This window comes from Microterricola viridarii (genome assembly GCF_900104895.1).
GTDB classification, from domain to species: Bacteria; Actinomycetota; Actinomycetes; order Actinomycetales; family Microbacteriaceae; genus Microterricola; species Microterricola viridarii.
The window spans coordinates 2,016,222-2,041,253 of sequence record NZ_LT629742.1 but is presented as its reverse complement, the minus strand read 5'-3'; the positions used below and the strand labels follow the sequence as shown (position 1 = coordinate 2,041,253).

The 25,032-nt window shown below is 69.4% G+C and carries 24 protein-coding genes and 2 tRNA genes; 3 read left to right on the top strand and 23 right to left on the bottom strand.

Translation table 11 applies throughout. The annotated features are described in order from the left end of the window. The 7 genes from mltG to BLT62_RS09300 all read right to left on the bottom strand — a co-directional run bounded on the left by mltG (nt 1) and on the right by BLT62_RS09300 (nt 7,284). Nucleotides 1-1,188 carry an endolytic transglycosylase MltG gene (gene mltG / locus BLT62_RS09330; protein WP_083363805.1) on the bottom strand — a complete coding sequence of 396 codons (1,188 nt, stop codon included), beginning with the start codon at nt 1,186-1,188 and terminating at the stop codon, nt 1-3. Nucleotide 1,189: 1 nt separating this feature from the next. After that, a complete protein-coding gene (gene ruvX / locus BLT62_RS09325) occupies nt 1,190-1,684 on the bottom strand; it encodes a Holliday junction resolvase RuvX (protein WP_083363804.1) in 495 nt (164 codons plus the stop codon). Further along, on the bottom strand, nt 1,684-4,350 hold the full coding sequence (gene alaS / locus BLT62_RS09320; RefSeq protein ID WP_083363803.1) for an alanine--tRNA ligase: 2,667 nt from the start codon (nt 4,348-4,350) through the stop codon (nt 1,684-1,686). Before alaS ends, ruvX begins: the two co-directional genes overlap by 1 nt. 69 nt (nt 4,351-4,419) lie before the next feature. Beyond that, the gene (locus tag BLT62_RS09315; RefSeq protein ID WP_083363802.1) at nt 4,420-4,617 is read right to left on the bottom strand and encodes a hypothetical protein; all 198 of its coding nucleotides are present in this window, start codon (nt 4,615-4,617) and stop codon (nt 4,420-4,422) included. Between the two features lie 48 nt (nt 4,618-4,665). Beyond that, nucleotides 4,666-5,040, bottom strand: coding sequence for a DUF948 domain-containing protein (locus BLT62_RS09310; protein WP_083363801.1), 375 nt, complete (start codon nt 5,038-5,040; stop codon nt 4,666-4,668). A gap of 98 nt (nt 5,041-5,138) precedes the next feature. Then, nucleotides 5,139-5,768, bottom strand: a complete 630-nt coding sequence (rpsD, locus tag BLT62_RS09305; protein WP_055842670.1) for a 30S ribosomal protein S4 — start codon at nt 5,766-5,768, stop codon at nt 5,139-5,141. A gap of 181 nt (nt 5,769-5,949) precedes the next feature. Further along, entirely contained in the window at nt 5,950-7,284 is a 1,335-nt protein-coding gene (locus BLT62_RS09300) for a replication-associated recombination protein A (protein ID WP_083363800.1), read from the bottom strand. Nucleotides 7,285-7,381: 97 nt separating this feature from the next. Here BLT62_RS09300 and BLT62_RS09295 point away from each other — a divergent pair, with 97 nt between their 5' ends. The 3 genes from BLT62_RS09295 to BLT62_RS09285 all read left to right on the top strand — a co-directional run bounded on the left by BLT62_RS09295 (nt 7,382) and on the right by BLT62_RS09285 (nt 10,188). Further along, nucleotides 7,382-8,173, top strand: a complete 792-nt coding sequence (locus BLT62_RS09295) for a peptidylprolyl isomerase (RefSeq protein WP_083363799.1) — start codon at nt 7,382-7,384, stop codon at nt 8,171-8,173. Between the two features lie 124 nt (nt 8,174-8,297). Further along, nucleotides 8,298-9,530, top strand: a complete 1,233-nt coding sequence (locus BLT62_RS09290; RefSeq protein ID WP_407937546.1) for a DUF349 domain-containing protein — start codon at nt 8,298-8,300, stop codon at nt 9,528-9,530. A 106-nt stretch (nt 9,531-9,636) separates the two neighbouring features. Further along, the gene (locus tag BLT62_RS09285) at nt 9,637-10,188 is read left to right on the top strand and encodes a hypothetical protein (RefSeq protein WP_083363797.1); all 552 of its coding nucleotides are present in this window, start codon (nt 9,637-9,639) and stop codon (nt 10,186-10,188) included. A 12-nt stretch (nt 10,189-10,200) separates the two neighbouring features. Here the strand turns inward: BLT62_RS09285 and BLT62_RS09280 are convergent, their stop codons facing one another. The 16 genes from BLT62_RS09280 to BLT62_RS09205 form a co-directional block, all read right to left on the bottom strand. Further along, nucleotides 10,201-12,453 (bottom strand): RelA/SpoT family protein, encoded by a 2,253-nt coding sequence (locus BLT62_RS09280; protein ID WP_172829676.1) that lies wholly within the window; start codon nt 12,451-12,453, stop codon nt 10,201-10,203. A gap of 39 nt (nt 12,454-12,492) precedes the next feature. Next, entirely contained in the window at nt 12,493-13,509 is a 1,017-nt protein-coding gene (gene secF / locus BLT62_RS09275; RefSeq protein ID WP_083363795.1) for a protein translocase subunit SecF, read from the bottom strand. Beyond that, nucleotides 13,509-15,257, bottom strand: a complete 1,749-nt coding sequence (gene secD, locus BLT62_RS09270) for a protein translocase subunit SecD (RefSeq protein ID WP_083363794.1) — start codon at nt 15,255-15,257, stop codon at nt 13,509-13,511. Before secD ends, secF begins: the two co-directional genes overlap by 1 nt. Before the next feature lie 66 nt (nt 15,258-15,323). After that, nucleotides 15,324-15,710 carry a preprotein translocase subunit YajC gene (gene yajC / locus BLT62_RS09265; RefSeq protein WP_083363793.1) on the bottom strand — a complete coding sequence of 129 codons (387 nt, stop codon included), beginning with the start codon at nt 15,708-15,710 and terminating at the stop codon, nt 15,324-15,326. 75 nt (nt 15,711-15,785) lie between these two features. Continuing rightward, a complete protein-coding gene (ruvB, locus tag BLT62_RS09260) occupies nt 15,786-16,832 on the bottom strand; it encodes a Holliday junction branch migration DNA helicase RuvB (RefSeq protein ID WP_083363792.1) in 1,047 nt (348 codons plus the stop codon). Continuing rightward, a complete protein-coding gene (gene ruvA / locus BLT62_RS09255; RefSeq protein ID WP_083363791.1) occupies nt 16,829-17,455 on the bottom strand; it encodes a Holliday junction branch migration protein RuvA in 627 nt (208 codons plus the stop codon). Before ruvA ends, ruvB begins: the two co-directional genes overlap by 4 nt. 9 nt (nt 17,456-17,464) lie before the next feature. After that, on the bottom strand, nt 17,465-18,067 hold the full coding sequence (ruvC, locus tag BLT62_RS09250; protein ID WP_172829773.1) for a crossover junction endodeoxyribonuclease RuvC: 603 nt from the start codon (nt 18,065-18,067) through the stop codon (nt 17,465-17,467). 10 nt (nt 18,068-18,077) lie between these two features. Beyond that, on the bottom strand, nt 18,078-18,836 hold the full coding sequence (locus tag BLT62_RS09245) for a YebC/PmpR family DNA-binding transcriptional regulator (protein WP_083363789.1): 759 nt from the start codon (nt 18,834-18,836) through the stop codon (nt 18,078-18,080). A 56-nt stretch (nt 18,837-18,892) separates the two neighbouring features. Further along, nucleotides 18,893-19,462: a DUF1697 domain-containing protein gene (locus tag BLT62_RS09240; RefSeq protein WP_231919077.1), complete on the bottom strand. Its 570-nt coding sequence runs from the start codon at nt 19,460-19,462 to the stop codon at nt 18,893-18,895. Then, nucleotides 19,459-20,052 carry a pyridoxal 5'-phosphate synthase glutaminase subunit PdxT gene (gene pdxT, locus BLT62_RS09235; RefSeq protein WP_083363788.1) on the bottom strand — a complete coding sequence of 198 codons (594 nt, stop codon included), beginning with the start codon at nt 20,050-20,052 and terminating at the stop codon, nt 19,459-19,461. Before pdxT ends, BLT62_RS09240 begins: the two co-directional genes overlap by 4 nt. A 9-nt stretch (nt 20,053-20,061) precedes the next feature. Beyond that, a complete protein-coding gene (pdxS, locus tag BLT62_RS09230; RefSeq protein ID WP_083363787.1) occupies nt 20,062-20,964 on the bottom strand; it encodes a pyridoxal 5'-phosphate synthase lyase subunit PdxS in 903 nt (300 codons plus the stop codon). Between the two features lie 54 nt (nt 20,965-21,018). Further along, complete coding sequence (locus BLT62_RS09225) at nt 21,019-22,098, bottom strand: DUF4232 domain-containing protein (RefSeq protein WP_083363786.1); 1,080 nt, start codon at nt 22,096-22,098, stop codon at nt 21,019-21,021. Between the two features lie 38 nt (nt 22,099-22,136). Further along, the gene (locus tag BLT62_RS09220; RefSeq protein WP_083363785.1) at nt 22,137-22,700 is read right to left on the bottom strand and encodes an HIT family protein; all 564 of its coding nucleotides are present in this window, start codon (nt 22,698-22,700) and stop codon (nt 22,137-22,139) included. Further along, nucleotides 22,701-24,668, bottom strand: a complete 1,968-nt coding sequence (thrS, locus tag BLT62_RS09215; RefSeq protein WP_407937545.1) for a threonine--tRNA ligase — start codon at nt 24,666-24,668, stop codon at nt 22,701-22,703. 150 nt (nt 24,669-24,818) lie between these two features. After that, a tRNA-Gly gene (locus tag BLT62_RS09210) sits at nt 24,819-24,890 on the bottom strand. A gap of 32 nt (nt 24,891-24,922) precedes the next feature. After that, nucleotides 24,923-24,997, bottom strand: a tRNA-Val gene (locus BLT62_RS09205). Nucleotides 24,998-25,032: the final 35 nt, after the last annotated feature.

The following is a 25,032-nucleotide window of genomic DNA, read 5'->3' as shown; positions in this document are numbered from 1 at the left end:
TCACTGGTACTCCGGGTGCTCGTCCATCCAGTCCAGCCACTTGGCGACGGCGGCGTCGTGCTCGTCGACGGTGGAGGAGAAGATCGTCTCGCCGGTGTCCAGGTTCCAGGTGACGAAGAACAGCCACGGGCCGTCGGCCGGGTGCAGCGCCGCGTCGATGGCGAGGTCGCCGGGGTTCGAGATGGGACCGACGGGCAGGCCGGGGTGCACGTAGGTGTTGTACGGGTTGGCCGCATCGGCGCGCTCGGCGTCGGTCGTGGAGACCCGGTGGGTGTTGCCGGTGCCGTAGGCGACGGTCGCGTCGGACTGCATCAGCCCGCTCTCCCACAGGTTCGGGTCCAGCCGGTTCAGGAACACCCGGGACACCTTGTAGTAGTCGTCGCGGAGGCCTGCCTCCTTCTGGATCAGCGAGGCCAGCACGATGGTTTTCCAGCGGTCCTCCGGGGCGACGCCGGCGCTGTCCAGCGCCTGGAACTGGCGGTTCACCATCGTGGCGAGGGCGTCGTGCGCGCCGATGCCCGGCGTGAAGGTGTACGTCGCGGGGAACAGGAATCCCTCGAGCGTCGTCGCCTCGGCCGGCAGGCCGAAGGAGACAACGTCGGCGGCGGCCGCCTGCACCTCCTCGAGCGGGATCGAGGTGCCCTCTGCGATCAGCTGGTAGACGTCGGCGGCGACGGTGCCCTCCGGGATGACGACCGTCTGCTCGAGCTTGTTCGCCGGGTCGATGAGCGCGTCCAGCGCCGCCTGCGCGCTCATCCCCGTGGCGAGCTTGTATGCACCGGGCTGGAACACGTGGGTGCTGGCCTGCTTCAGCAGCAGCTGGTAGAAGGCGTCGAAGCTCTTCGTGACGCCCTCGTCGTGCAGCGTCGTGGCGATGTCGGAGCCGATGTCGCCCTCATGGATCATGACGACGACCTCGCCGGTCCCGCTGCCCTGGTAGTCCTCCGGCCCGGATGCCGCGGCGATGATCTGCTGGATCGGCCCCTGCAACAGGAAGAACCCGGCCGTCACGATACCGGCGAGCACCACGAGCACGACCAGGCAGCCGAGTCCGCGCCTGCCCCGCCGGCCCTTCGCCTGGCGCGGACGGAGCCCGGAGGCCTCGGCTGGCCCCGGCACAGAGAAGACCTCGTCGAAGGAGGGCCTGGCGCCCGCGTCGTCGGGGGTAGCCGGGGGAAGTGATGACAAGTCAGAGTCCTTCGTTCAGGCTGAGTACGGTCCCGGGGGCGGTGCCCGTCCCCCGCTCGGAGTCGAGCGCGTGTTGCAAAATAATAACCGCGGCGACCTGATCAATCACCGGGCGGTGCGACTTGGCCTTCTTGCCGGAGGCGCGCAGCGCCGAGGTCGCGGAGACGGTCGAGAGGCGTTCGTCGACGAGGCGGACGGGCACCGGCAGGGCGGCCGCCAGTGCGATCGCGAAGTGCCGGGCATCCGCCGTCGATGCCGTCTCGGCGCCGGAGAGCGCCAGCGGCAGGCCGACGACGACCTCGATCGCGTCCAGCTCGGCCTGCACGGCCGCGATGCGCTGCAGGTCGGCGGTCGGGGCCGCGCCGGCCTCGACCGCCGCGCCGAGGGTGCGCGGGACCGTCTCCACCGGCGTGGCCAGCATGCCGTGCAGATCGGAGCGGGACAGCCCGACGCGCGCCTTGCCGACGTCGACGCCGAGCCGTACCCCCTGCCGCACTATGCCCGAGCCGCCGCGCTTGCGGACGTGCGCGCGGCCTCGAGTGCGCGCGGGATCGCGCTCACGTCGACGCCGCCGCCCTGGGCCAGGTCGTCCTTGCCGCCGCCGCCGCCGCCGAGGATGCCCGCCATCTCCTTGGCGAGGGCACCCGCCTTGACGCCGAGCTCGCGGGCGGGCGGGTTGGTCGCGGCGATCGCGACGGCCTTGCCGCCGACCTCGGCGGCCAGGGCGACAACGGCCGCCTCGCCGCCCAGGCGCTCGCGCACCAGGTTGACCAGGTTGCGCACCTCGTCGGCGGAGGAGAGAGTGCCGAGGTTCTCGGCGACGATCGTGAGGCCGTCATTGCGAGCGGCCTTCGCCAGGAGCGCGGGAACCTTCTCGCCCAGCGCCTTCGCCTCGAACTCGGCGATCCTCTTCTCGGCCGCCTTGAGGTTGGCGACGAGCTCGGACACCTTCTCGGGAAGCTGCTCGCGCGGGGTCTTCAGCGAGCTGGTGAGCTGCGTGACGAGGGCCCGCTCTGCGGCGAGGTCGCGGAACGCCTCGATGCCGACGAGCGACTCGACGCGGCGGTTGGTGGAGCCGACGGAGGACTCGCTGATCAGGTTGATCATGCCGATCTCGGCGCTGGAGCCGACGTGGGTCCCGGCGCAGAGCTCGCGCGACCACGGGCCGCCGATGTCGACCATGCGCACGCGGTCGCCGTACTTCTCGCCGAACAGCGCCATGGCGCCGAGCTCGCGGGCCTCGTCGAGGGCCATCTCGCGGGTGACCACGGGCAGGTTGTCGCGGATCGCGTTGTTCGAGATCTCCTCGATCTCGCTGCGGGTCGCGGCCGAGAGGCCCTGGTTCCAGGAGAAGTCCAGACGCAGGTAGCCGGCCTTGTTGTAGGAGCCGGACTGGTGCGCGTTCGGGCCGAGGACCTGGCGGAGGGCGGCGTGGATGATGTGCGTGCCGGAGTGCGCCTGCTGCGCGCCGCGGCGGTTGTCCGCGTCCACGACGCTGGTGGCGGCGTCGCCGACGCCGACCTCGCCGAAGCGCACCTGCACCTTGTGGCTGATCAGGCCCTTGACGGGCTTCTGCACGTCGAGCACCTCGAGCTCGTAGCCGGGGCCGACGATGAGGCCGGTGTCGGCCTCCTGCCCGCCGGACTCGGCGTACAGCGCGGTCTCGGCGAGGATGACCTCGGCGATCTCGCCGGCGACGGCCTTGTTGACGGAGTGGCCGCCGACGATGAGGCCGAGGATCGTGGACTCCGTCTGGAGCGACGTGTACCCGGTGAAGACGGTCTCGCCGTGGGCGCGGAACTCGCCGTAGACGGAGAGGTCGGCCAGGGCCGTCTTCTTCGCCTTGGCGTCGGCCTTGGCGCGGGCGCGCTGCTCGGCCATCAGGGCGTCGAAGGCGGCGCGGTCAACGGTCAGGCCCGCCTCCTCCGCCACCTCGAGGGTGAGGTCGATCGGGAAGCCGTAGGTGTCGTGCAGCAGGAACGCGGCGTCGCCGGCCAGCTGCGGCGAGGCGGCGGCCTTGGTCTTGTTCAGCGCCAGGTCGAGCACCGTGGTGCCGGCGGCGAGCGTGCGGAGGAAGGTCTCCTCCTCGCCGATCGCGCTCTGCGCGATGCGGGAGTAGTCGCGCTCGACCTCGGGGTAGGCATCCTTCATGGCGTCGCGGGAGGCCGCGAACAGCTCCGGGAAGCTGGGTGCGTCCACGCCGAGCAGGCGCATGGCGCGCACGGTGCGGCGCATCAGGCGGCGCAGGATGTAGCCGCGCCCCTCGTTGGAGGGCGTGACGCCGTCGCTCATCAGCATGAGCGAGGAGCGCACGTGGTCGGCGATGACGCGCATCCGCACGTCGTCCTCGTGGTCGGCGCCGTAGCGGCGTCCGGAGAGCTCTGCCGCGCGGTCGAGGACCGGGCGGACCTGGTCGATCTCGTAGAAGTTCTGCACGCCCTGCTTGAGGAACGCGACGCGCTCCAGGCCCATGCCGGTGTCGATGTTCTTGTTCGGCAGTTCCTTGACGATGGTGAACTCGGTCTTGCCGCGCACATCGCTGATCAGGTACTGCATGAAGACCAGGTTCCAGATCTCCACGTAGCGGTCGTCGTCGGTGGCCGGGCCGCCGTCGATGCCGTAGGCGGGGCCGCGGTCGAAGAAGATCTCCGAGCAGGGGCCGGCCGGGCCGGCCTGGCCCGTGTGCCAGTAGTTGGTGTCCTTGTCGAGGCGCTGGATGCGCTCCTCCGACAGGCCGAGGGCGCGCCAGTAGCCGACGGCCTCGTCGTCGTCCTTGTAGACGGTGACCCAGAGGTCCTTCTCGTCGAAGCCGTAGCCCCCGTCGGCCTCCGAGCTGGTCAGCAGCTCCCAGGCGTAGCCGATGGCGCCCTCTTTGAAGTAGTCGCCGAAGGAGAAGTTGCCGTTCATCTGGAAGAACGTGCCGTGGCGCGGCGTCTTGCCGACCTCTTCGATGTCCAGGGTGCGGATGCACTTCTGCACGCTGGTGGCGCGCGGGAACGGCGCGGGCACCAGGCCGGTCAGGTACGGCACGAAGGGAACCATGCCGGCGACGGTGAACAGGAGGGTGGGGTCGTCGCTCACCAAGGAGGCGGAGGGCACGACGGTGTGACCGCGCTCTCCGAAGTAGTCAAGCCAGCGCCGGCGAATTTCTGCAGTCTGCATGGGTCCCGTAGTACGTAGTGTGTCGAAGCGCCGAGTCCGGCGCATGGGTGGTGCGAGAGTTGCCCGAGCTTAGTCGAGCACCTCGTCGATGGCGTTGCGCAGTTCGGCCTCGCGCTGGTGGTACCCGTCGGCGACGGCCGCCCCGAATTCACGGGCCTTGGCGTCGACCTCGGTGAAGAACCGATGGCCTTCCTGGGTCTTGTTGATCTGGTGCGCGATGACGAATCCGCCCGCGATTCCGAGAATCAGCCACAGTAGGTTTTTCATGCGAAGAGGCTCCTTGTGATCCGAGAGTTCGTTGACAACAGTAGTGCGTCAGCCGCGGCGCGTGCCGCCCGTGCGCGGACGCGCGGTGCGAAACGCGGCGCGCACGCCGGCCGAGAAGCCGGCCAGCTTGATCAGCGGGCCGCCGACGGTTGCGGCGAAGAGCGCCACGAGTGCCGACACATTGCCCGTCACGTCGGCGACGTTGGAGGTGATCACGTCGACGCGGGCGAGCTGCTTGTTGGTCTCCTGCAGCGTCACCGCCGTCTCCTCGAGGAGGGGCGTGACGCCCTCGGTGGTCTCGCGGATGGACTGGCGCGTCTGGTCCAGCACCCCGCCCAGTTTGACCAGCGGGATTGCCAGCAGTGCGACGAGCACCGCGAAGGCGCCGGCCGCCAGGAGTCCAGCTACGTCTCCGAGAGACATTGATCACCATCCAATGGGGTGGGCCTACAGAGTGAGGCTTAACGAAGAAGGGCGGACCATCCGAAGATGATCCGCCCTCCAGCGTAGTTCAACGACGACTAGCGAGCCGCGTAGTACTCCACGACGAGCTGTACTTCACAGGTCACGGGGACCTCGGCACGCTTCGGGCGACGCACGAGGCGCGCCTGCAGCTTGTCGAGCTCGACCTCGAGGTATGCCGGGGTCTTGGGCAGGACGTCGACGTGGCCGCCGGCTGCTGCAACCTGGAACGGCTCGGTGCCCTCGGAGCGCGCCTTGACGTGGATCTGCTGACCCGGCTTCACGCGGAACGAGGGGCGGTCGACGAGCTGGCCGTCAACGAGGATGTGGCGGTGCACAACCATCTGGCGGGCCTGTGCCGTGGTGCGGGCGAAGCCGGCACGCAGGACGAGGGCGTCCAGACGGGTCTCGAGGATCTCAACCAGGTTCTCACCGGTCAGGCCCTTGGTGCGACGAGCCTCTTCGAAGGCAATCTTGAGCTGCTTCTCGCGGATGCCGTACTGGGCGCGCAGACGCTGCTTCTCGCGCAGACGAACGGCGTAGTCGCTGTCCTGCTTGCGCTTGGTGCGGCCGTGCTCACCGGGAGCGTAGGGGCGCTTCTCGAGGTACTTGGCTGCCTTCGGGGTGAGGGCAATGCCGAGCGCGCGCGAGAGGCGGGTCTTGCTGCGGGTACGTGACTTAGTAGACACGGTTTCCTTTCGAAATGATTCTCAAACAATGAAGTACCGCGGGCGCGCTGCGCCCGGGCAAAGTTAGAGGGGTCAGCCGCGGGGTCCGGAGCGGCTACAGCTCCTGCCCCTTAAGCCCTGTGATTCGCAGCAGCCGCGCGCGAAAAACAGGCTTTAGGCCTCGGATAGCCTAACACAGCGATCAGTCGCCGTTGATGATGCGGCGGATCTTCGCCAGGCGCGCGCCAATCTCCCGCTCGTTGCCATGCTCGGTCGGGCTGTAGTAGCGGCTGCCGCGCAGTTCGTCCGGCAGGTACTGCTGGGTGGAGACGCCGACGGACTCGTCGTGCGGGTACTTGTAGCCCTTGCCGTGGCCGAGCCGTTTGGCGCCCGGGTAGTGGGCGTCGCGCAGGTGTTTGGGCACGCGGCCGATCTTGCCGGCGCGCACGTCGGCGATGGCGGCGTCGATGCCCATGTATGCCGCGTTCGACTTGGGGGCCGTCGCCAGGTGGATGACGGCCTGCGCCAGCGGGATACGCCCCTCCGGCATGCCGATGAACTGCACGGCGTCCGCGGCGGCGATCGCCACGACGAGCGCCTGCGGGTCGGCCAGGCCGATGTCCTCGGAGGCGGAGACAATGATGCGCCTGGCGATGAACCGCGGGTCCTCTCCGGCCTCGATCATGCGCGCGAGGTAGTGCAGGGCGGCGTCGACGTCGGAGCCGCGCACCGACTTGATGAAGGCGCTGATCACGTCGTAGTGCTCGTCGCCGTTGCGGTCGTAGCGCAGCAGCGCCCGGTCGACGGCCAGCGCGACCAGCTCGACGGTGATCGCCGGCTGCGCCTCGCCCTCTGCGCTGGTCACGGCGGAGACGGATGCCGCCTCCAGCGCGGTGAGGGCGCGGCGGGCGTCGCCGGACGCCAGCCGGATGATGGCCGACCGGGCGTCGTCCTCGAGGGTGAAGCGCCCGCCGAGGCCGCGCGGGTCGCTGACCGCGCGGTCGACGACGACGCCGAGGGACTCGTCGCTCAGCTGCTCCAGCGTGAGCAGGAGCGAGCGGGAGAGCAACGGGGAGATGACGGAGAAGGACGGGTTCTCGGTCGTCGCGGCGACCAGGATGACCCAGCCGTTCTCGACGCCGGGCAGCAGGGCGTCCTGCTGGGCCTTGGTGAAGCGGTGGATCTCGTCGAGGAAGAGCACGGTGGAGGTGCCGTACAGGTCGCGGTTGGTCATCGCCTGCTCCATCACCTGGCGCACGTCGCGCACCCCCGCGGTGACGGCGGAGAGCTCGACGAAGTTGCGCCCGGAGGAGTGGGCGATCGCCTGGGCGAGCGTCGTCTTGCCGGTGCCGGGCGGACCCCAGAGGATGACGGAGACCGAGCCCTTCTCCCCCGTCTTGTCGCTGGCCAGCGCGACCAGCGGCGACCCGGGGGTCAGCAGATGCCGCTGCCCGGCCACCTCGTCCAAAGACTTGGGGCGCATGCGCACAGCGAGCGGGGTCGCGCCAGAGCGCAGACCGGGACCCGAATTCACCATGCCACCCAGCGTACTTGGCGCTGGCGACACGGCTTGCGTAGAGTTCATGGTTGATCCCCTGAGGATCACCCCCCGCGCATCATCTTGAAGGAGCAGTGTGGCCTCGAACCCGAAGCAGGACCGCGAAGCACGGGCACGCCTGCGTGCGTACCAGGCACGCCAGGCCGTGCACGAGCGCCGCACGACCCGTCGCGCGCGCGACAACTGGATCGCGGCGATCGCCCTCGTGGTGATCCTGGTCCTCGCCGTCGGGGCGCAGCTGCTCTTCTTCAACGGCGGGCCGGGCACGGCGGTACCCACGCCGACCGACTCGGCCACGCCGGCCCCGACCGACACGCCGGAGGCGGGCACGAACATCGGTGACGTGCCGCCGGCCTCCCTCGCCGAGGGCCGCACCTGGACGGGCACGCTCACCCTGAACGACGTCGAGCTCGGGATCGAGCTGGACGGCGCGGCGGCACCGCAGGCCGTCGCCTCCACGATCAGCCTGGCCGAGGGCGGCTTCTACAACGGTGTCAGCTGCCACCGCCTCACCGACGGCGGCTTCTACGTTCTGCAGTGCGGGGACCCGTCCGGCGACGGCACCGGCGGGCCCGGCTACAGCTACGGCCCGATCGAGAACGCCCCGGCCGACAACGTCTACCCGGAGGGCACCATCGCGATGGCGCGCAGCACCGGCAACGGGTACAGCATGGGCAGCCAGTTCTTCATCGTCTACGGCGACACGACCATCGGCTCGGACGCCGCAGGCGGCTACACCGTCCTCGGCCGCGTCACCAGTGGCCTGGACCAGCTGAAGGAGCAGATCACCGACGCCGGCGTGAAGGGCGGCCTCTCCGATGGCGCGCCGGCCGTGCCGACGACGATCACCGGCTTCACCCTGCAGTAGGCGCACAGCCGCCGCACGTAACAGTTATAGAAGAGCGCCCCGCCTGCCCCGCATAAGTGGAATAGGCTGGGGCGGGTATGGCCGCACCATTTGGCGGCCCAGGCATTCAGCAAGGATGAGGCTCTTGGCTCAAGCAGATCAGCAACCGTGGGGGCGCGTCGACGAGACGGGCACCGTCTTCGTTCGCGAGGAATCCGGTGAGCGCGCGGTTGGTCAGTACCCCGACGGCACTCCAGAGGAAGCTCTGGCGTACTTCGAACGTAAATTCGTCGACCTGGCCGGGCAGGTGACGCTCCTCGAGCAGCGCGCCAAGCGCGGTGCACCGGCGTCCGACATCGCCAAGGCGGTCGCGTCGATCAGCGCCAACGTCGAGGGCGCCAACGCCGTCGGCGACCTCGCCGCGCTGAAGGCCCGGCTGGAGAAGCTCGGGGGCGCCGTCTCGGAACTCACCGAGCAGCAGAGCGCAGAGACGAAGGCCGCCATCGATGCAGCCGTCGCCGAGCGCACGCAGATCGTCGAGGAGGCCGAGAAACTGGCGGCCGGCGACCCGGCCAAGACCCAGTGGAAGCAGGCGACCGCGACGCTGGACTCCCTCTTCGCCCGCTGGCAGGCCCACCAGCACGACGCCCCGCGCCTGCCCAAGGCCGAGGCGAACGAGCTGTGGAAGCGGTTCCGTGCCGCCCGCACCACGATCGAGCAGCACCGCAAGGCGTTCTTCGCCGAGTTGGACAGCGCGCACAAGGATGTCCGCAGCCGCAAGCAGGCCCTGATCGACCAGGCCGAGGCGCTGGCGGGCAAGGGTGCCGACGGCATCCCCGCCTACCGCAAGCTCTTGGACGAGTGGAAGCTCGCCGGCCGTGCGGGCAAGAAGCAGGATGACGCGCTCTGGGCCCGGTTCAAGGCAGCCGGCGACGTGCTGTACTCGGCCAAGTCCGAGGTCGACGCCGTCGAGAACGAGGAGTTCTCGGAGAACCTGGCCGCGAAGCAGGCCCTGCTGGAGGAGGCCGAGCCGATCCTGTCCGAGAAGGACCGGGTCAAGGCGCGCGCCGCCCTCACCGGCATCCAGCGCCGCTGGGACGAGATCGGCCGGGTCCCGCGCGAGCAGGTCAAGTCGATCGAGGACCGCCTGCGCAAGGTCGAGAACCACGTGCGCGTGCTGGACGAGGACCACTGGAAGCGCGACAACCCGGAGACCAAGGCACGCGCCGAGGGCCTGGCCGGGCAGCTCGAGGACGCCATCGCCAAGCTGGAGGCCACGATCGCCGCGGCCACCGCGTCCGGCGACGCGAAGGCGGCCGCCGCCGCGAGCGAGGAGCTCGAGACGAAGCGCACCTGGCTGAAGGCCATCGGGGGCTAACCCTTCCGCCTCCCCCGTGTTGTGCACAGCAGGACGCGGGATGGCAACGCTCCACAGATTGCGGCGCGCCTCGTTTCGACGGGGCGCGCCGCGTCAGTCTGGGGGCATGCACTCGTCCACCTCCGCTCCGAGTCCCGGTCCAGCCGGGCTCTCCATCGCCGAGCTCAGCGCCGCCCGCCTGGACGGGGAGCTCTACCCGCTGGCGGAGCAGTACTGCCCGGTCGACCTGCCGCCGTTCCCGTCGGCACGCGCGGCCGTCCTGCTCGCGCTGCGCCCGGAGCACGCCTTCGCGGAGCGGCTGAGCGCCGCCTGGCTGCACGGCGCGGTGGAGGATCCTCCCGCGCTGGGACAGTTCGCGCTGCCCACCGGGGTGGGGGCACGGCCGCGCCGCAGCAGCAGGCTCGCCCTGCGCCAGGTCGCGATCTCCCCCGGTGAGCTCCAGCTGCTCGGCGGCTGCCCGGTGACGTCGGCGGCGCGCACCCTCGTCGACCTGCTGCTGGACGATGCGCTCGGGGACGCGGAGGCGCTCTCCGCGGCGTCCGCGCTGGGCGCGCGTGCCGGGCTCTCCCCCGCCGCGGCGCGCTCGGCGCTGCGGCGCCGCCCGCCGCTGCCGAATCGGGCGCTGGCGGAGCGCCGGCTGGACCTGCTCGGCGCCTAGCCGTCGCTGAATCTAGCCATCGCTGACGCGGTACACGTCGTAGACGGCGTCGATGCGCCGCACGGCGTTCAGCACGCGGTCGAGGTGGGTGGTGTCGCCCATCTCGAAGACGAAGCGGCTGAGCGCCAGCCGGTCGCTGGAGGTGGAGACGTTGGCGGAGAGGATGTTCACGTGGTGCTCGGAGAGCACCCGGGTGACGTCGGAGAGCAGCCCGGCCCGGTCCAGCGCCTCGATCTGGATCTGCACCAGGAACAGGCTCTTGGAGGTCGGCGCCCACGCCACCTCGATCATCCGCTCCGGCTCGTTCAGCAGCGACTGCACGTTGTGGCAGTTGGCCTGGTGCACGGAGACACCGGAGCCGCGCGTGATGAAGCCGACGATCTCGTCACCCGGCACCGGGGTGCAGCAGCGGGCCAGCTTGACCAGGATGTCCGGCGCCCCGCGCACGAGCACGCCGGAGTCGCTGCTGCGCAGCTGCTGGGTGCGGCCCTTGACCGGCAGGGAGAGCTCTGGGCCCTCCGAGTCGTCGACCGCCTGCACGGCGGCGACGACCTTCTCCAGCACGGACTGCGTGGAGACGTGTCCCTCGCCGACGGCCGCGTAGAGCGCGGAGACGTCGACGTACTTCATCTGGGCGGCCACCTCGGCGAAGGAGTCCTGGCTCATCAACTTCTGCAGCGGCAGGTTCTGCTTGCGCATGGCGCGGGCGATGGCGTCCCGGCCCTGCTCGATGGCCTCGTCGCGGCGCTCCTTGGTGAACCACTGCCGGATCTTGTTGCGCGCACGCGGGCTCTTGACGAAGTTCAGCCAGTCCTGGCTGGGCCCGGAGTCCGGGTTCTTCGAGGTGAACACCTCGACGACATCGCCAGTGGTCAGCGGGGTCTCCAGCGGCACCAGGCGGCCGTTGACCTTGGACCCCATGGTGCGGTGCCCGATCTCGGTGTGCACGGCGTACGCGAAGTCGACGGGGGTCGCGCCGGCCGGGAGGCCGATGACGCGCCCCTTGGGCGTGAAGACGTAGACCTCCTTGGCGCCGATCTCGTAGCGCAGGGAGTCGAGGAACTCGCCGGGGTCGGCCGTCTCGGCCTGCCAGTCGGAGATGTGGGCGAGCCACGCCATGTCGGTGTCGCTCTGCAGGGCGGAGCTGCCGGCCTTGCCGGTGGCCATCTGCTCCTTGTACTTCCAGTGCGCTGCGACGCCGAACTCGGCGCGCTGGTGCATCTCCTGGGTGCGGATCTGCAGCTCGACGGCGCGCCCCTCCGGGCCGAGCACGGTGGTGTGCAGCGACTGGTAGAGGTTGAACTTGGGGGTGGCGATGTAGTCCTTAAAGCGGCCGGGCAGCGGCGTCCAGCGGGCGTGGATAGCGCCGAGCACGGCGTAGCAGTCGCGTACGGAGTTCACCAGGATGCGGATGCCGACGAGGTCGTAGATCTCGTCGAAGTCGCGACCGCGCAGCACCATCTTCTGGTAGATGGAGTAGTACTGCTTGGGCCGGCCGACGACCTGGCCGCGGATCTTGGAGGCGCGCAGGTCTTCGTTGACGGCGTCGATGACCTGCTGCACGAACTCCTCGCGCTGCGGCGTGCGCTGGCGCACGAGGGACTCGATCTCGGCGTAGAGCTTGGGGTAGAGCACGGCGAAGGAGAGGTCTTCCAGCTCCCACTTGATGGCCTGGATTCCGAGTCGGTGGGCCAGGGGGGCGTAGATCTCGAGCGTCTCTGTCGCCTTGCGGGCGGCCGATTCCGCGGGCACGAAGCCCCAGGTGCGCGCGTTGTGCAGGCGGTCGGCGAGCTTGATGATGAGCACGCGGATGTCCTTGGACATCGCCACGATCATCTTGCGCACGGTCTCGGCCTGCGTCGAGTCGCCGTACTTGACCTTGTCGAGCTTGGTCACGCCGTCGACGAGCATGGCGATCTCGTCGCCGAAGTCGGCGCGCAGCTGCTCCAGCGTATACTCGGTGTCCTCGACCGTGTCGTGCAGCAGCGCCGCTGCGACGGTCTTGGAGCCGATGCCGAGGTCGGCCAAGATCTGGGCGACGGCCAGCGGGTGCGTGATGTAAGGCTCGCCGCTGCGCCGCTTCTGCCCGCTGTGCGCGCGCTCGGCCGCCGTGTACGCCCGCTCGATGACGGCGAGGTCGGCCTTGGGGTGGTGCATGCGCACCGTGCGCACCAGGGTGTCGACGGCGCCGGCCGGCTGGGCCTTCGAGAAGATGCGGGGCACAAGGCGGCGCAGGGAGGCGGTGGACGACGTGGAATCGCTCATCATCTCATCTCCTCCCTGCGTGCCATGCGCTCGGTCAGCCTACGCCGTGACGGCGTCGGCGGCTGCAGCGGCCGCGGCCTTCTCGCGGGCCGCGAGCACCTGCTTGTCGTGCTTGACGACGTCCTTCTCGCCCTCGCGCAGCTGCGAGTACAGCGGGGCGGCGAGGAACACCGTGGACCAGGTGCCGACGAGGATGCCGATGAACAGGGCGAGCGAGATGTCGCGCAGGGTGTCTGCGCCGAGCACGAACGCGCCGAAGAACAGGATCGCCGCGACGGGCAGGGCGGCCACGACGCTGGTGTTGATGGAGCGCACCAGGGTCTGGTTGACGGCGAGGTTCGTCGACTCGGCGAAGGTGTGCTTGGACTTGACGGCGTCCTCTGTCGTGTTCTCGCGGATCTTGTCGAACACCACGACGGTGTCGTACAGCGAGTAGGCCAGGATCGTCAGGATTCCGATGACCGCGGCCGGCGTGATCTCGAAACCGGTGGCGGCGTAGATGCCGACCGTGACGATGAGGTCGACGAGCAGGGCGCCGATGGCGGCCAGCGACATCTTCCAGGTGCGGAAGTAGAGCGCCATGCCGACGGCGGCGAGCACGAGCAGGACGATGAGGCCCTGGATCGTCTGCCTGGTGATGTCCGCGCCCCAGACCGGGCCGATGAACGAGGATGCGACCTCGCTCACCGGCACGTCATAGGCCTCGGCGAGGGCGGTGGCGACCTCGCTGGTCTGCTCCTGGGTGAGCTGGTCGGTCTGCACGCGCACGCCGCTGTCGCCGACCGTGCTGACACGGGCGACGGCCTCGGGGACCACGGAGGCGACGGCCTCGATGGCCGGCTCCTGGCTGGCGTCCGCGACACTGGTGACGACGAACTGCGAGCCGCCGCGGAACTCGATGCCGAAGTTGAACCCGCCCTTGACGATCGGGATCAGGATGGCGGCGAGCACGAGCGCGCCGATGATGATGTACCAGGTGTTGCGCTTGCCCACGAAGTTGAAGGAGCGCTTGCCGGTGTAGAGGTCGTTGCCGAAGGTAGCCATGCGGTTGGCCATCAGGATTCCTTGCCTTCCGTGGTCTTGGTGTCGCCGCCGGTGGAGGCGCCGTGGCTCGCGGCGGCGAGCTCAGCGGCCTTGCGCTCGGCGATGGTCTGGCGCTTGCCTGCCTCGCGGGCGCTGGACGCGGCCTTCTTCGGGTCGAGGGATGCCGCGGGCTTGCGGAACTCCGCGCGCCCCCGGTAGACGGCGCCGAGCGCCTGCGGGTCGAGACCGCTCCAGGGGTGGCCGCTCGAGAAGAACTTGGTGCGCGAGAGCAGCTGCAGCATCGGGTGGGTGAACATGATCACGATGATGACGTCGATGATCGTCGTCACACCGAGGGTGAAGGCGAAGCCGCGCACGCTGCCGACCGCGACCAGGTACAGCACGACGGCCGCGAGCAGGTTGGTGGCCTTGGAGGCGAAGATCGTCCGCACGGCGCGCTTCCAGCCGGCCTCGACGGCCGAGGTGAGGATGCGCCCCTCGCGGAGCTCATCGCGCACACGCTCGAAGTAGACGATGAACGAGTCCGCGGTGAAACCAATGGCCACAATCAGACCGGCGACACCGGCCAGGGACAGCCGGTAGCCCTGCGTCCAGGACAGGATCGTGATCGTGATGTAGGTCATGATCGCCGCGACGACGAGGGACGCGATCGTCACCATGCCGAGCAGGCGGTACTGGAACAGTGTGTAGATGATGACGAGGATCAGACCGAAGATACCGGCGATGATTCCGCTCTGCAGCTGCGAGCTGCCGAGTGTGGCGGAGATCGTCTCGGAGCTCTGCACGGTGAAGCTGATCGGCAGGGCGCCGAACTTGAGCTGGTCGGCGAGGGCCTTGGCGCTGGCCTCCGTGAAGTTTCCGGAGATGGACGGGCGGCCGTCGGTGATGATGCCGTTCATCTGCGGGGCGGAGAGCACCTGGCCGTCGAGCACGAAGGCGAACTGGTCCAGCGGCGGCGTCGACTTCAGGCCGAAGAGGCGAGTGCTGACCTCGGCGAAGTCCTTGGTGCCCTGGCCGTCGAAGACGAGGTTGATGACCCAGCGGCCGGTGCTGGCACCGGACTGGGTGGTCTCCATGCCGGCGGTGGCGTCGGAGATGTTCGCGCCCTCGACCTCGACCGGGCCGAGGATGTACTTGACTGTGCCGGTGTCGTCACAGGTGATGAGCGGCTGGTCGGCGGGCGCCGCGTTGGCTGTGTCTGCCTCGGTGGAGGCGCAGTCGAAGGTCTCGAACTGGGCCTGCAGCTCCGGGGTCACCCAGGCGAGGTCGCTGCCGTTGCTCGGCGTGACGCTCGGGGTGGCCGCGGGGGTCGGCTCTGCGCTGGGCTCGGGGGTCGCGGTGTCTCCACCGACGGACTGGTCCGTGGGGGTTCCCGCGACGAGGACGGGCCGCAGCTCGAGCTTCGAGGAGGACTGGATGCGGTTGCGGGTCTCATCGTCGAGCTCGCCGGGGATGGCGACGACGATGTTCTGCCCACCCTGCGTGCTGATCTCCGCCTCGGAGACGCCGGAGGCGTCCACGCGCTGGCGAATGATCGTCACCGCCTGGTCAAGCTGCTCCTGCGAGACAGTCTGGCCGCTCTCGGTCTTCGGGGCGAGAATAATCTGCGTTCCGCCCTCGAGGTCGAGTGCGAGCTTCGGCGTCCACGATCCACCGCCCCACATCACGCCTGCTGCGTTGATGGCAAACAGGCCAACAATGATGACGGCGAGCCAGGAGAGGCTACGCCAGGCTTTCTTGACCGGGGTCGACTTTGCCACCGCGGAACTCAGCTTTCTACGTTCGTGCCCACGCCATCATTGGCGTGGGCACGGAAAACGGACTATTTAGTCGTTCGACTTCTTGTCGGCGGAACCGTCGACGTCGCCGGAATCGGTGCCGGCGTCCTCGATGCGCTCACCGAACTCCGGAGCGGCCTCGTCGACGACGCTCTCTGCGGTGGCAACGGCCTCGACCGGAGTGACCACGCGGGCGATGGTCTGGCGGTGCAGGGCCAGAACGGTGCCGGGGGTGGACTCGAGGAGGACCTCGTTCTCCTCGTCGTCAATCGACAGGATCGTTCCGAACAAACCGGAGTTGGTCATGACCTTGGCACCGGGAACGACCTGGGTCTGCAGCTGAGCTGCATCCTTCTGGCGCTTGCGGCTGTTGCGGAACATGAAGAAGATGAGCACCGCGAGAACGGCGAGCATGATCATTGTCAACGGATCCATAAAGTTGGAAAACCTTCCGATTTGCGGCTGTACGCCCGCCTCAGTCGAGGGCGGCACTTGGTGAGCCAGCTTGAATTATAGGTCATCTTGCATGGAGCGGGCCGCAGCCGGCTGCATGCCGAAGTGTTGCCAGGCGGCGGCCGTCGCCACGCGTCCCCGCGGGGTGCGCGTTAACAGTCCGATGCGAACCAGAAATGGCTCGACAACGGCCTCGATCGTCTCGGCCTCCTCCCCCACCGAGACGGCGAGGGTGTTCAGCCCGACCGGCCCGCCGTCGAAGCGGCTGAGGATGATCTCCATGACCGCCCGGTCCAGCCGGTCCAGGCCGAGCGCGTCGACGTCGTAGAGCTCGAGGGCCGCCCGCACGGCGTGCACATCGGCCGTGCCCGTCCCGGTCGAGTACACCAGCGCATAGTCGCGCACGCGGCGCAGCAGCCGGTTGGCAATCCGCGGGGTGCCGCGGCAGCGGCCGGCGATCTCGGCGATCGCCGCCTTGTCGATGTCCAGCCCGAGCAGGGCGGCGGCCCGGCTGAGCACCCGCTCCAGCTCCTCGTCGCCGTAGAACTCGAGGTGGGCGGTGAAGCCGAAGCGGTCGCGCAGCGGGTTCGGCAGCAGCCCGGCCCGGGTGGTGGCACCGACGAGGGTGAACGGGGCCAGCTCGAGCGGCACGGAGGTGGCGCCGGCGCCCTTGCCCACCATGATGTCGATGCGGAAGTCCTCCATCGCCAGGTAGAGCATCTCCTCGGCGGAGCGCGCCATCCGGTGGATCTCGTCGATGAAGAGGACCTCGCCGGGGACGAGCGAGCTGAGCACGGCGGCGAGGTCGCCGGCGTGCTGGATGGCCGGGCCGCTGGCCATGCGCAGCGGCCGGTTGCCCTCGTGCGCGACGATCATGGCCAGCGTCGTCTTGCCGAGGCCGGGCGGGCCGGCGAAGAGGATGTGGTCGGGGGTGCGGCCCTGCATGGTCGCGGCGGTGAGCAGCAGTTGCAGCTGGCCGCGCACCTTGACCTGGCCGACGAACTCGGCCAGGGAGGACGGGCGGAGGGCGCCCTCGAAGGCGAGCTCGGTCTCCGACTCCAGTTCGGGGGCCAGCAGCTCCGCGGGCGTGTCGTCGAAGCTCACGCGCGGCCGCCGATCGTGTGCTGGGCGGGCCCGAGCTTGCCGAGGGCGAGGCGGAGCAGCACGGCGACGGAGCCCTTGTCGGCGTCGCCGGCCTCGGCCAGCGTCTGCTCGACGACGGGCGCGGCCACCTTCTCCGACCAGCCGAGGCCGACCAGTGCGGCCAGCACGCTCTCGCCGACGCCGGCCGGCGCGAGCCGGCCCAGTGCGGGGGCGCTGGCGGCGGTCACGGCGAGCTTGCCGGTGAGCGAGAGCACGATGAGCTTCGCGGTCTTGGGCCCGATGCCGCTGACCTTCCGGAATGCCGCGTCGTCGTCATCCGCGACCGCCCGGGCCACCTGGTCCGGGCTGAGCACGGCGAGCACGCCGAGGCCCGACTTGGGGCCGACGCCGGTGACGCCGGTGAGCAGCTCGAAGACGGCCAGCTCGTCGGGGCTGTCGAAGCCGTAGAGGGTGAGGGCGTCCTCGCGCACCACCAGGGTGGTGTGCAGGCGCAGCTCCTGCCCGATGCGGGCCGCGAGTGCGGTGGCCGGGGTGACGTTGACGGCGAGGCCGACTCCCCCGACCTCGATGATGACGGTTGACCCGAGGGCGGAGAGCACGAGGCCACGAACGGAAGAGATCACCGCTTCAGACTACGGGGCCTTCAGACCACGGGGCGCCGCCGACATGCGGGTGCCGGCCTCCGCGGCGCGCCAGGCCTTCTGCGCGGGGGTGAGACCCGAGGCCCGGGCGCCGGCCGCGCTCGGCAGGGTGCCGCCGCTGACGCCCGTGCGCCAGGCATGGCAGATCGCGATGGCGAGGGCGTCGGCGGCATCCGCCGGCTTCGGCAGCTCGCTGAGCTTGAGGATGCGGGTGACCATCGCCCCCACCTGGGCCTTGTCGGCCGAGCCGTAGCCGGTGATGGAGGCCTTCACCTCGCTCGGCGTGTGCATGCCGACGGCCAGGCCGCGCTGGGCGGAGAGGAAGAGGGCGACGCCGCTGATCTGGGCGACGCCCATCACGGTGCTCACGTTGTGCTGGGCGAAGACGCGCTCGATCGCCACGGCGTGCGGCTGGTGGCGGTCCAGCAGCTCGATCAGACCGGTGGCGACGGTGAGCAGGCGCTTCTCGATCGGCTCGTCCGGCGAGGACCGGATGACGGTCACATCGACGAGCCTGGCCGTGCGGTTGGGCTCGACATCGACGACGCCGACACCGCAGCGGGTGAGGCCGGGGTCGATGCCGAGCACACGCACGGCCATGGTGTTACTGCGCCTCGAGTTCCGCCTGGACCTCGGGGGTCAGGTCGAAGTTGGTGTAGATGTTCTGCACGTCGTCGAGGTCCTCGAGGGCGTCGATCAGGCGGAACACCTTGGTCGCGGTCTCGGCGTCGATCTCGATCTTCAGCGTCGGCACGAAGGCGGAGTCGGCGGAGTCGTAGTCGATGCCGGCCTCCTGCAGGGCGACGCGGGCCGCGACCATGTCGCTCGGATCGGTGATGATCTCGAAGGTCTCGCCCTCGTCGGTGACCTCCTCTGCGCCGGCGTCGAGCACGGCGTCCAGGATGGTGTCCTCGGTGAGGTCGTCGGTCTTGGAGACGACGATGACGCCCTTGCGGTGGAAGTTGTACGCCACGCTGCCCGGGTCGCCCATGGTGCCGCCGTTGCGGCTGACCGCGGTGCGCACCTCGGCGGCCGCGCGGTTCTTGTTGTCGGTGAGGCACTCGATCAGCATGGCGACGCCGTTGGGTGCGTAGCCCTCGTACATGATCGTCGTGTACTCGACCGACTCACCGCTGAGGCCGGCGCCGCGCTTGACGGCGCGGTCGATGTTGTCGTTGGGGACCGAGGTCTTCTTGGCCTTCTGGATGGCGTCGACGAGGGTCGGGTTGCCCGAGAGGTCCGCACCGCCCATCTTGGCGGCGACCTCGATGTTCTTGATCAGCTTGGCGAAGGCCTTCGCCCGGCGCGAGTCGGTGATGGCCTTCTTGTGCTTGGTCGTTGCCCATTTGGAATGCCCGGACATGAGTCTCCTGAGTGTGCTCGCTGAAATCTGCTTGACCAGTCTAGGACAGTGGGGGCCTAGGCGAGTTTCTGCAGGGTGCGGAGGTTTCGGTTGGTGGTTGTGCTGCGAAAGCGGGTGCGCGCGGCGAGTTTGCTGAACGGGCTGTCGATGCCGACGGCGCGCCGGCAGTGCCAGTAGAGCACCCCGTCGCCGGCGACGACGCTCTCGTCGGCGGGGTCGAGGCCGGGGGCGGCCTCGAGCAGCTCGGTGAGGGAGCCGGCCGAGGAGCTGAACAGGACATACGGATGCCAGCCCTCCCGCTGCGCGTCGAACGGGAAGCCGTCGATGACCTGGTGCACGCGCTCCAGGGTCTCGAGCACGATCCAGGCGTCGTAGCCGAAGCGCTCGGCGAGGGCCTGCTCGATGCGGGCCTTGAGCGCGGCGGTCGCCCCGGCATCCGCGGGATCGGAGTCGGCGTCGAACACGACGTTGCCGCTGGCCAGCACCGTCTTCACATTCGCGAAGCCGAGCGAGCGGAACAGCTCGGCGAGGTCTGCGGACTTGATGGTGACGCCGCCGACGTTCACGCCGCGGAGCAGCGCGACGTAGCGGGTCGCTCCGGGTGTGGTCATGCCGCTGGTGGTCATGCCGCGAGTGTACGGGCGCGCACCTTGGACAGGAAGTACTCGTGGAAGCGGTGCTCCCCCGTGATCTCCGGGTGGAAGCTGGTGCCGAGCAGGTTGCCCTGCTCCACGGCGACGACGCGGCCGTCGGCCAGCGTCGCCAGGGCGGTCGCGGCCGGACCGACGGACTCGACGACGGGGCCGCGGATGAAGACGGCGTGCACCGGGTCAGCGCCGAGGGCCGGGATGTCGAGGTCCGTCTCGAAGGACTGCGTCTGCGAGCCGAAGGCGTTGCGGCGCACGACGACGTCGAGGCCGCCGAGGCTCTCCTGCCCGACGATCGCGTCGAGCACGCTGTCGGCGAGCATGATCAGCCCGGCGCAGGTGCCGTAGACGGGAAGGCCGGAGCGGATGCGCGCGCGCAGCGGCTCGGCCAGGCCGAAGGAGCGGGCCAGCTTGTCCATCACACTGGACTCGCCGCCCGGGATCACGAGTCCGTCGACGACGGCCAGTTCCTCCGGACGGCGAACGTGGATGACGTCCGCCCCCAGGGTGCGGAGCACGTCTGCGTGCTCACGGAAATCACCCTGGAGGGCGAGAACGCCAACTGTCATCGTGCTGCGTTACCAGCCGCGCTCTGCGAGGCGGTGCGGTGCGGCGAGGTCGGACACGTTGATGCCGACCATGGCCTCACCGAGTCCGCGCGACACCTCGGCGATGACCGCGGGGTCGTCGTAGAAGGTGGTGGCCTTGACGACGGCCGCCGCGCGCTGCGCCGGGTTGCCCGACTTGAAGATGCCGGAGCCGACGAACACGCCGTCTGCGCCGAGCTGCATCATCATCGCGGCGTCGGCCGGGGTGGCGACGCCACCGGCGGTGAACAGCACGACGGGGAGCTTGCCGGTCTCGGCGATCTCTGCGACGAGCGCGTACGGAGCCTGCAGTTCCTTGGCGGCGACGTAGAGCTCGTCCTTGCTCATCGAGCTGAGCTGGGCGATCTCGCTCTTGATCTTGCGGATGTGCTTGGTCGCCTCAGAGACGTCGCCGGTGCCGGCCTCGCCCTTGGAGCGGATCATCGCCGCGCCCTCGTTGATGCGGCGCAGGGCCTCACCGAGGTTGGTCGCGCCACAGACGAAGGGAACGTTGTAGCCCCACTTGTCGATGTGGTTGACGTAGTCGGCCGGGCTCAGCACCTCGGACTCGTCGATGTAGTCGACCTCGAGTGCCTGCAGCACCTGAGCCTCGACGAAGTGGCCGATGCGGGCCTTGGCCATCACGGGGATGGACACCTCGGCCTTGATTGCCTCAATCAGGTCGGGGTCGCTCATGCGGGCAACACCGCCCTGCGAACGGATGTCGGCGGGAACGCGCTCGAGGGCCATAACGGCGACAGCGCCGGCGTCCTCTGCGATACGGGCCTGCTCTGCGGTGACGACGTCCATGATGACGCCGCCCTTGAGCATGTCGGCGAGGCCGCGCTTGACGCGGCTGGAGCCGAACTGCTCGGTAGAAGTGCTCTCAGTCATGGCCCAATCCTATTCCGTGGCCGTGGGTGGTTGCGCGCCATGACGGCTGCCGCCTCATGTCGCGCTGCGCCACGCCCCGACGACGACCTCGCCGCCCGTCACGTCGCTGCAGAACGCCAGCATTTCGCGGAGTCCGCCGTGGTAGGGCGCCAGGTGCAGCCAGTCGGCCGTGGCCAGCCCGTCCGTGGGCATCGCCCGCCACGCGATCGAGGCGACCGCCTGCTCCTCGGGGCCCAGCAGCAGGCGCACCGGGCCGACATCCGTGCCGCCCATGGACGAGCCGTGCTGGATCCGGACGTCGACGAGGCCGGTCTCCTGATCGCTGAAGGCCACGTCGGGGTATCCGTCGAGCACGCACGGGGCCTGGCTCACGTTCGTCGCGACGACGCTCATCCCCCGGCTTCCCGCGGCGGCGTCGGGTTCGGATGCAGCTAGGCTCAGTTGGTTCTCCGTGCACCATTCCGGGTCCAGCTGCCACTCGCCCGGGGCGATCTCCGGCACGGGCGTGCCCGTGGGCACCGGCTCCGGGGCCGGTTCCTCCGCGGCCAGGGCGCGGTGCCATGCGTCCTCGCCGGCCGGGACCAGGGCGAGGAGGGCGACCAGCGCGAGCGCCACGGCCACGGCCGGGGCGGCCACGGCGGCCGTGGCGGGGCGCCGTGCGGCGCGCGGGCGCCGGGCCTGCAGGCGGGCGTGCAGGAGCGCCGGCAGCCAGCCCCAGACGAGGCCCCAGTAGGCGGCGGCCTGCACCGGCTCGACCGAGAACGCGGCGCGCGCACTCGGGTCGAGCCAGCCCATCGCGGCCAGGCCGACGGCGAGCACGCCCTGCACGAGCGCCCCGGCCGCGATGACGGCGAACCAGCCGGCGGCGAAGCCGCTGCGGCTGCGATCGGGGTGGAGCAGGCCCTGCACCAGCAGGTAGGCGCAGGCGACGGCGGCCGCCCAGACCGCGCCCGCCAGCGCACCCTGCGGCCAGGGCGCGGCCACGGCGACTGTCATGGTGTCGGGCGCGACGGCGCGCACGAGGGTGCGCAGCACCAGGTCCGACGTCGCCAGGCCCAACTGGGCGACGGCGTCGCTGGCCACCCAGAGCAGCGCGACGAGCAGGGCTGTCAGCGGTGCTGGGCGGCGAGGCATCCGCCGACTCTAGCGCAGGCGCCAGATTCGGGCGGCGGTCAGGCCTTCGGCCACGCCTCCGCGATCTCCTGGCGGACGTCGCCGAGCAGGCGCGGCAGCGCCTTGGTGCCGGCGATGATGGGGAAGAAGTTCGCGTCGGTCTCCCAGCGCGGCACGATGTGCTGGTGCAGGTGGGCCGCGATGCCGGCGCCGGCGACCTTGCCCTGGTTCATGCCGAGGTTGAAGCCGTCGCAGTGCGAGACCTCGGTGATGACCCGCATGGCGATCTGGGTGAGCTCGCCGATCTCGGCGACCTCCTCCGGCGTGGCCTGGTCGTACGTCGCGATGTGGCGGTACGGGCAGACCAGCAGGTGGCCACTGTTGTACGGGTAGAGGTTGAGCAGCGCGTAGGCGTGGGTGCCGCGGGCGACGATCAGCGACTTCTCATCGTCCAGCTTCGGCGCGACGCAGAACGGGCACTCGTGCTCGGCCGGCTGCTGCCCACCCTGGATGTACACCATGCGGTGCGGGGTCCAGAGGCGCTGGAAGGCATCGGGCGCGGCGGCGAACTCGCTGGAGTTCTCCACCGGTACCGCGCCGGCCGGCGCCCCTGGATCCGTCATTTAGATCTGTCCCTGCGAGGTGACCTGGGCACGGGTCGTGATGGCGTTCGTGATGCGGGCGATGGCGTCGGCCACGGGCACGCCGTTCTCCTGCGTGCCATCGCGGAAGCGGAAGCTGACGCTGCCGTTGGCGCGGTCCTCCTCGCCGACGATGAGCTGGAAGGGGACCTTGGCCATGGTGTGGTTGCGGATCTTCTTCTGCATGCGCTCGTCGGAGAGGTCGAGCTCGGCACGGACGCCGGCCTTCTTGAGCTGGTCGATGACGTCGCCCAGGTAGTCGGCGTACTGCTCGGCGACGGGGATGCCGACGACCTGCACCGGGGAGAGCCAGACCGGGAACGCGCCGGCGTAGTGCTCGGTGAGCACGCCGAAGAAGCGCTCGATCGAGCCGAACAGGGCGCGGTGGATCATCACCGGGCGCTGGCGGCTGCCGTCGGGGGCGGTGTACTCGAGGTCGAAGCGCTCCGGCAGGTTGAAGTCCAGCTGGATCGTGGACATCTGCCAGGTGCGGCCGATGGCGTCGCGCGCCTGCACCGAGATCTTGGGGCCGTAGAAGGCGGCTCCGCCCGGGTCGGCGACGAGCTCGAGGCCGGATTCCGCGGCCACCTCGGCCAGCGTGGCCGTGGCCTCTTCCCAGGCATCATCGCTGCCGACGAACTTCTCCGGGTCCTTGGTGGAGAGCTCGAGGTAGAAGTCGTCGAGGCCGTAGTCCTTGAGCAGGCTGAGCACGAAGTTCAGGGTGCCGGTGAGCTCCTCGCGCATCTTCTCGCGCGTCGTGTAGATGTGGGCATCGTCCTGGGTCATGCCGCGCACCCGGGTGAGGCCGTGCACGACGCCGGACTTCTCGTAGCGGTAGACGCTGCCGAACTCGAACAGGCGCAGCGGCAGGTCGCGGTAGGAGCGCGCGCTGGAGCGGTAGATCAGGTTGTGCATCGGGCAGTTCATGGGCTTCAGGTAGTAGTCCTGGCCCTCGCGGTGCACAGTGCCGTCCTCGGCGATCTCGGCGTCGATGTGCATCGGGGGGAACATGCCGTCGCGGTACCAGTCGAGGTGCCCGGAGACCTCGTAGAGCTTGCCCTTGGTGATGTGCGGCGTGTTGACGAAGGAGTAGCCCTCCTCAACGTGTCGGGAGCGCGAGTAGTTCTCCATCTCGGCGCGGATGATGCCGCCCTTGGGGTGGAAGACGGGCAGGCCGCTGCCGAGCTCCTCGGGGAAGCTGAAGAGGTCGAGCTCTGCGCCGAGCTTGCGGTGGTCGCGCTTGGCGGCCTCCTCAAGGCGCTCCTTGTACGCGCGCAGCTCGTCCTTGCTCGGCCAGGCCGTGCCGAAGATGCGCTGCAGCTGCTTGTTCTTCTCGGAGCCGCGCCAGTAGGCGGCGGCGACGCGCATGAGAGCGTGCCCCTCGCCGATCAGACGGGTGCTCGGCAGGTGCGGGCCGCGGCAGAGGTCCTTCCAGACCGTCTCCCCCGTCTTCGGGTCGACGTTGTCGTAGATCGTGAGTTCGGCGCCGCCGACCTCGACGTTCTCGTTGTCCGCACCGGCATCCGAACCGCCCTTGAGCCCGATGAGCTCGAGCTTGTACGGCTCGTCGGCGAGTTCGGCGCGGGCCTCATCTTCGGTCACGACGCGGCGCACGAAGCGCTGGCCCTGGCGGATGATGCGGCTCATGGCCTTCTCGATGCCCTTGAAGTCGGCCGTGCTGAACGGCTCTGCGACGTCGAAGTCGTAGTAGAAGCCGTCGGTGACGGGCGGGCCGATGCCGAGCTTGGCCTCCGGGTTGATCGACTGCACGGCCTGGGCGAGCACGTGGGCCGCCGAGTGGCGCAGGATGCTGAGGCCGTCAGGGGAGTCGATCGTCACCGGTTCGACGACGTCGGTGGTCGTAGTCTGCGTGGCGAGGTCTTTCAGCTCACCGTTGACGCGCATCGCGACAACGGACCGGTCGGTGAAAAGCTCGAAGCCGTCAGCCACCTTCATCCACTCCCAAAAATTGATTGATGCCCGCGAATTCGCGGACTCATCAACTTTAGCGCCGTCGGACGCGGTCAAATGCCGCCTGGGCTGTGCCGCGGGCGCGAAAAAGGCCCGCCAGATTTCTCTGACGGGCCTGCTGCGTTTCTGAGCGGATGACGAGATTCGAACTCGCGACCCTCACCTTGGCAAGGTGATGCGCTACCACTGCGCCACATCCGCATTGTGTTGCTGCCACACGCTCCTGCGATGCGTGGTGGGCGATACTGGGATCGAACCAGTGACCTCTTCCGTGTCAGGGAAGCGCGCTACCGCTGCGCCAATCGCCCATTTCTGGGGTGTTGCCTGTACTCGCGGGCTGAGA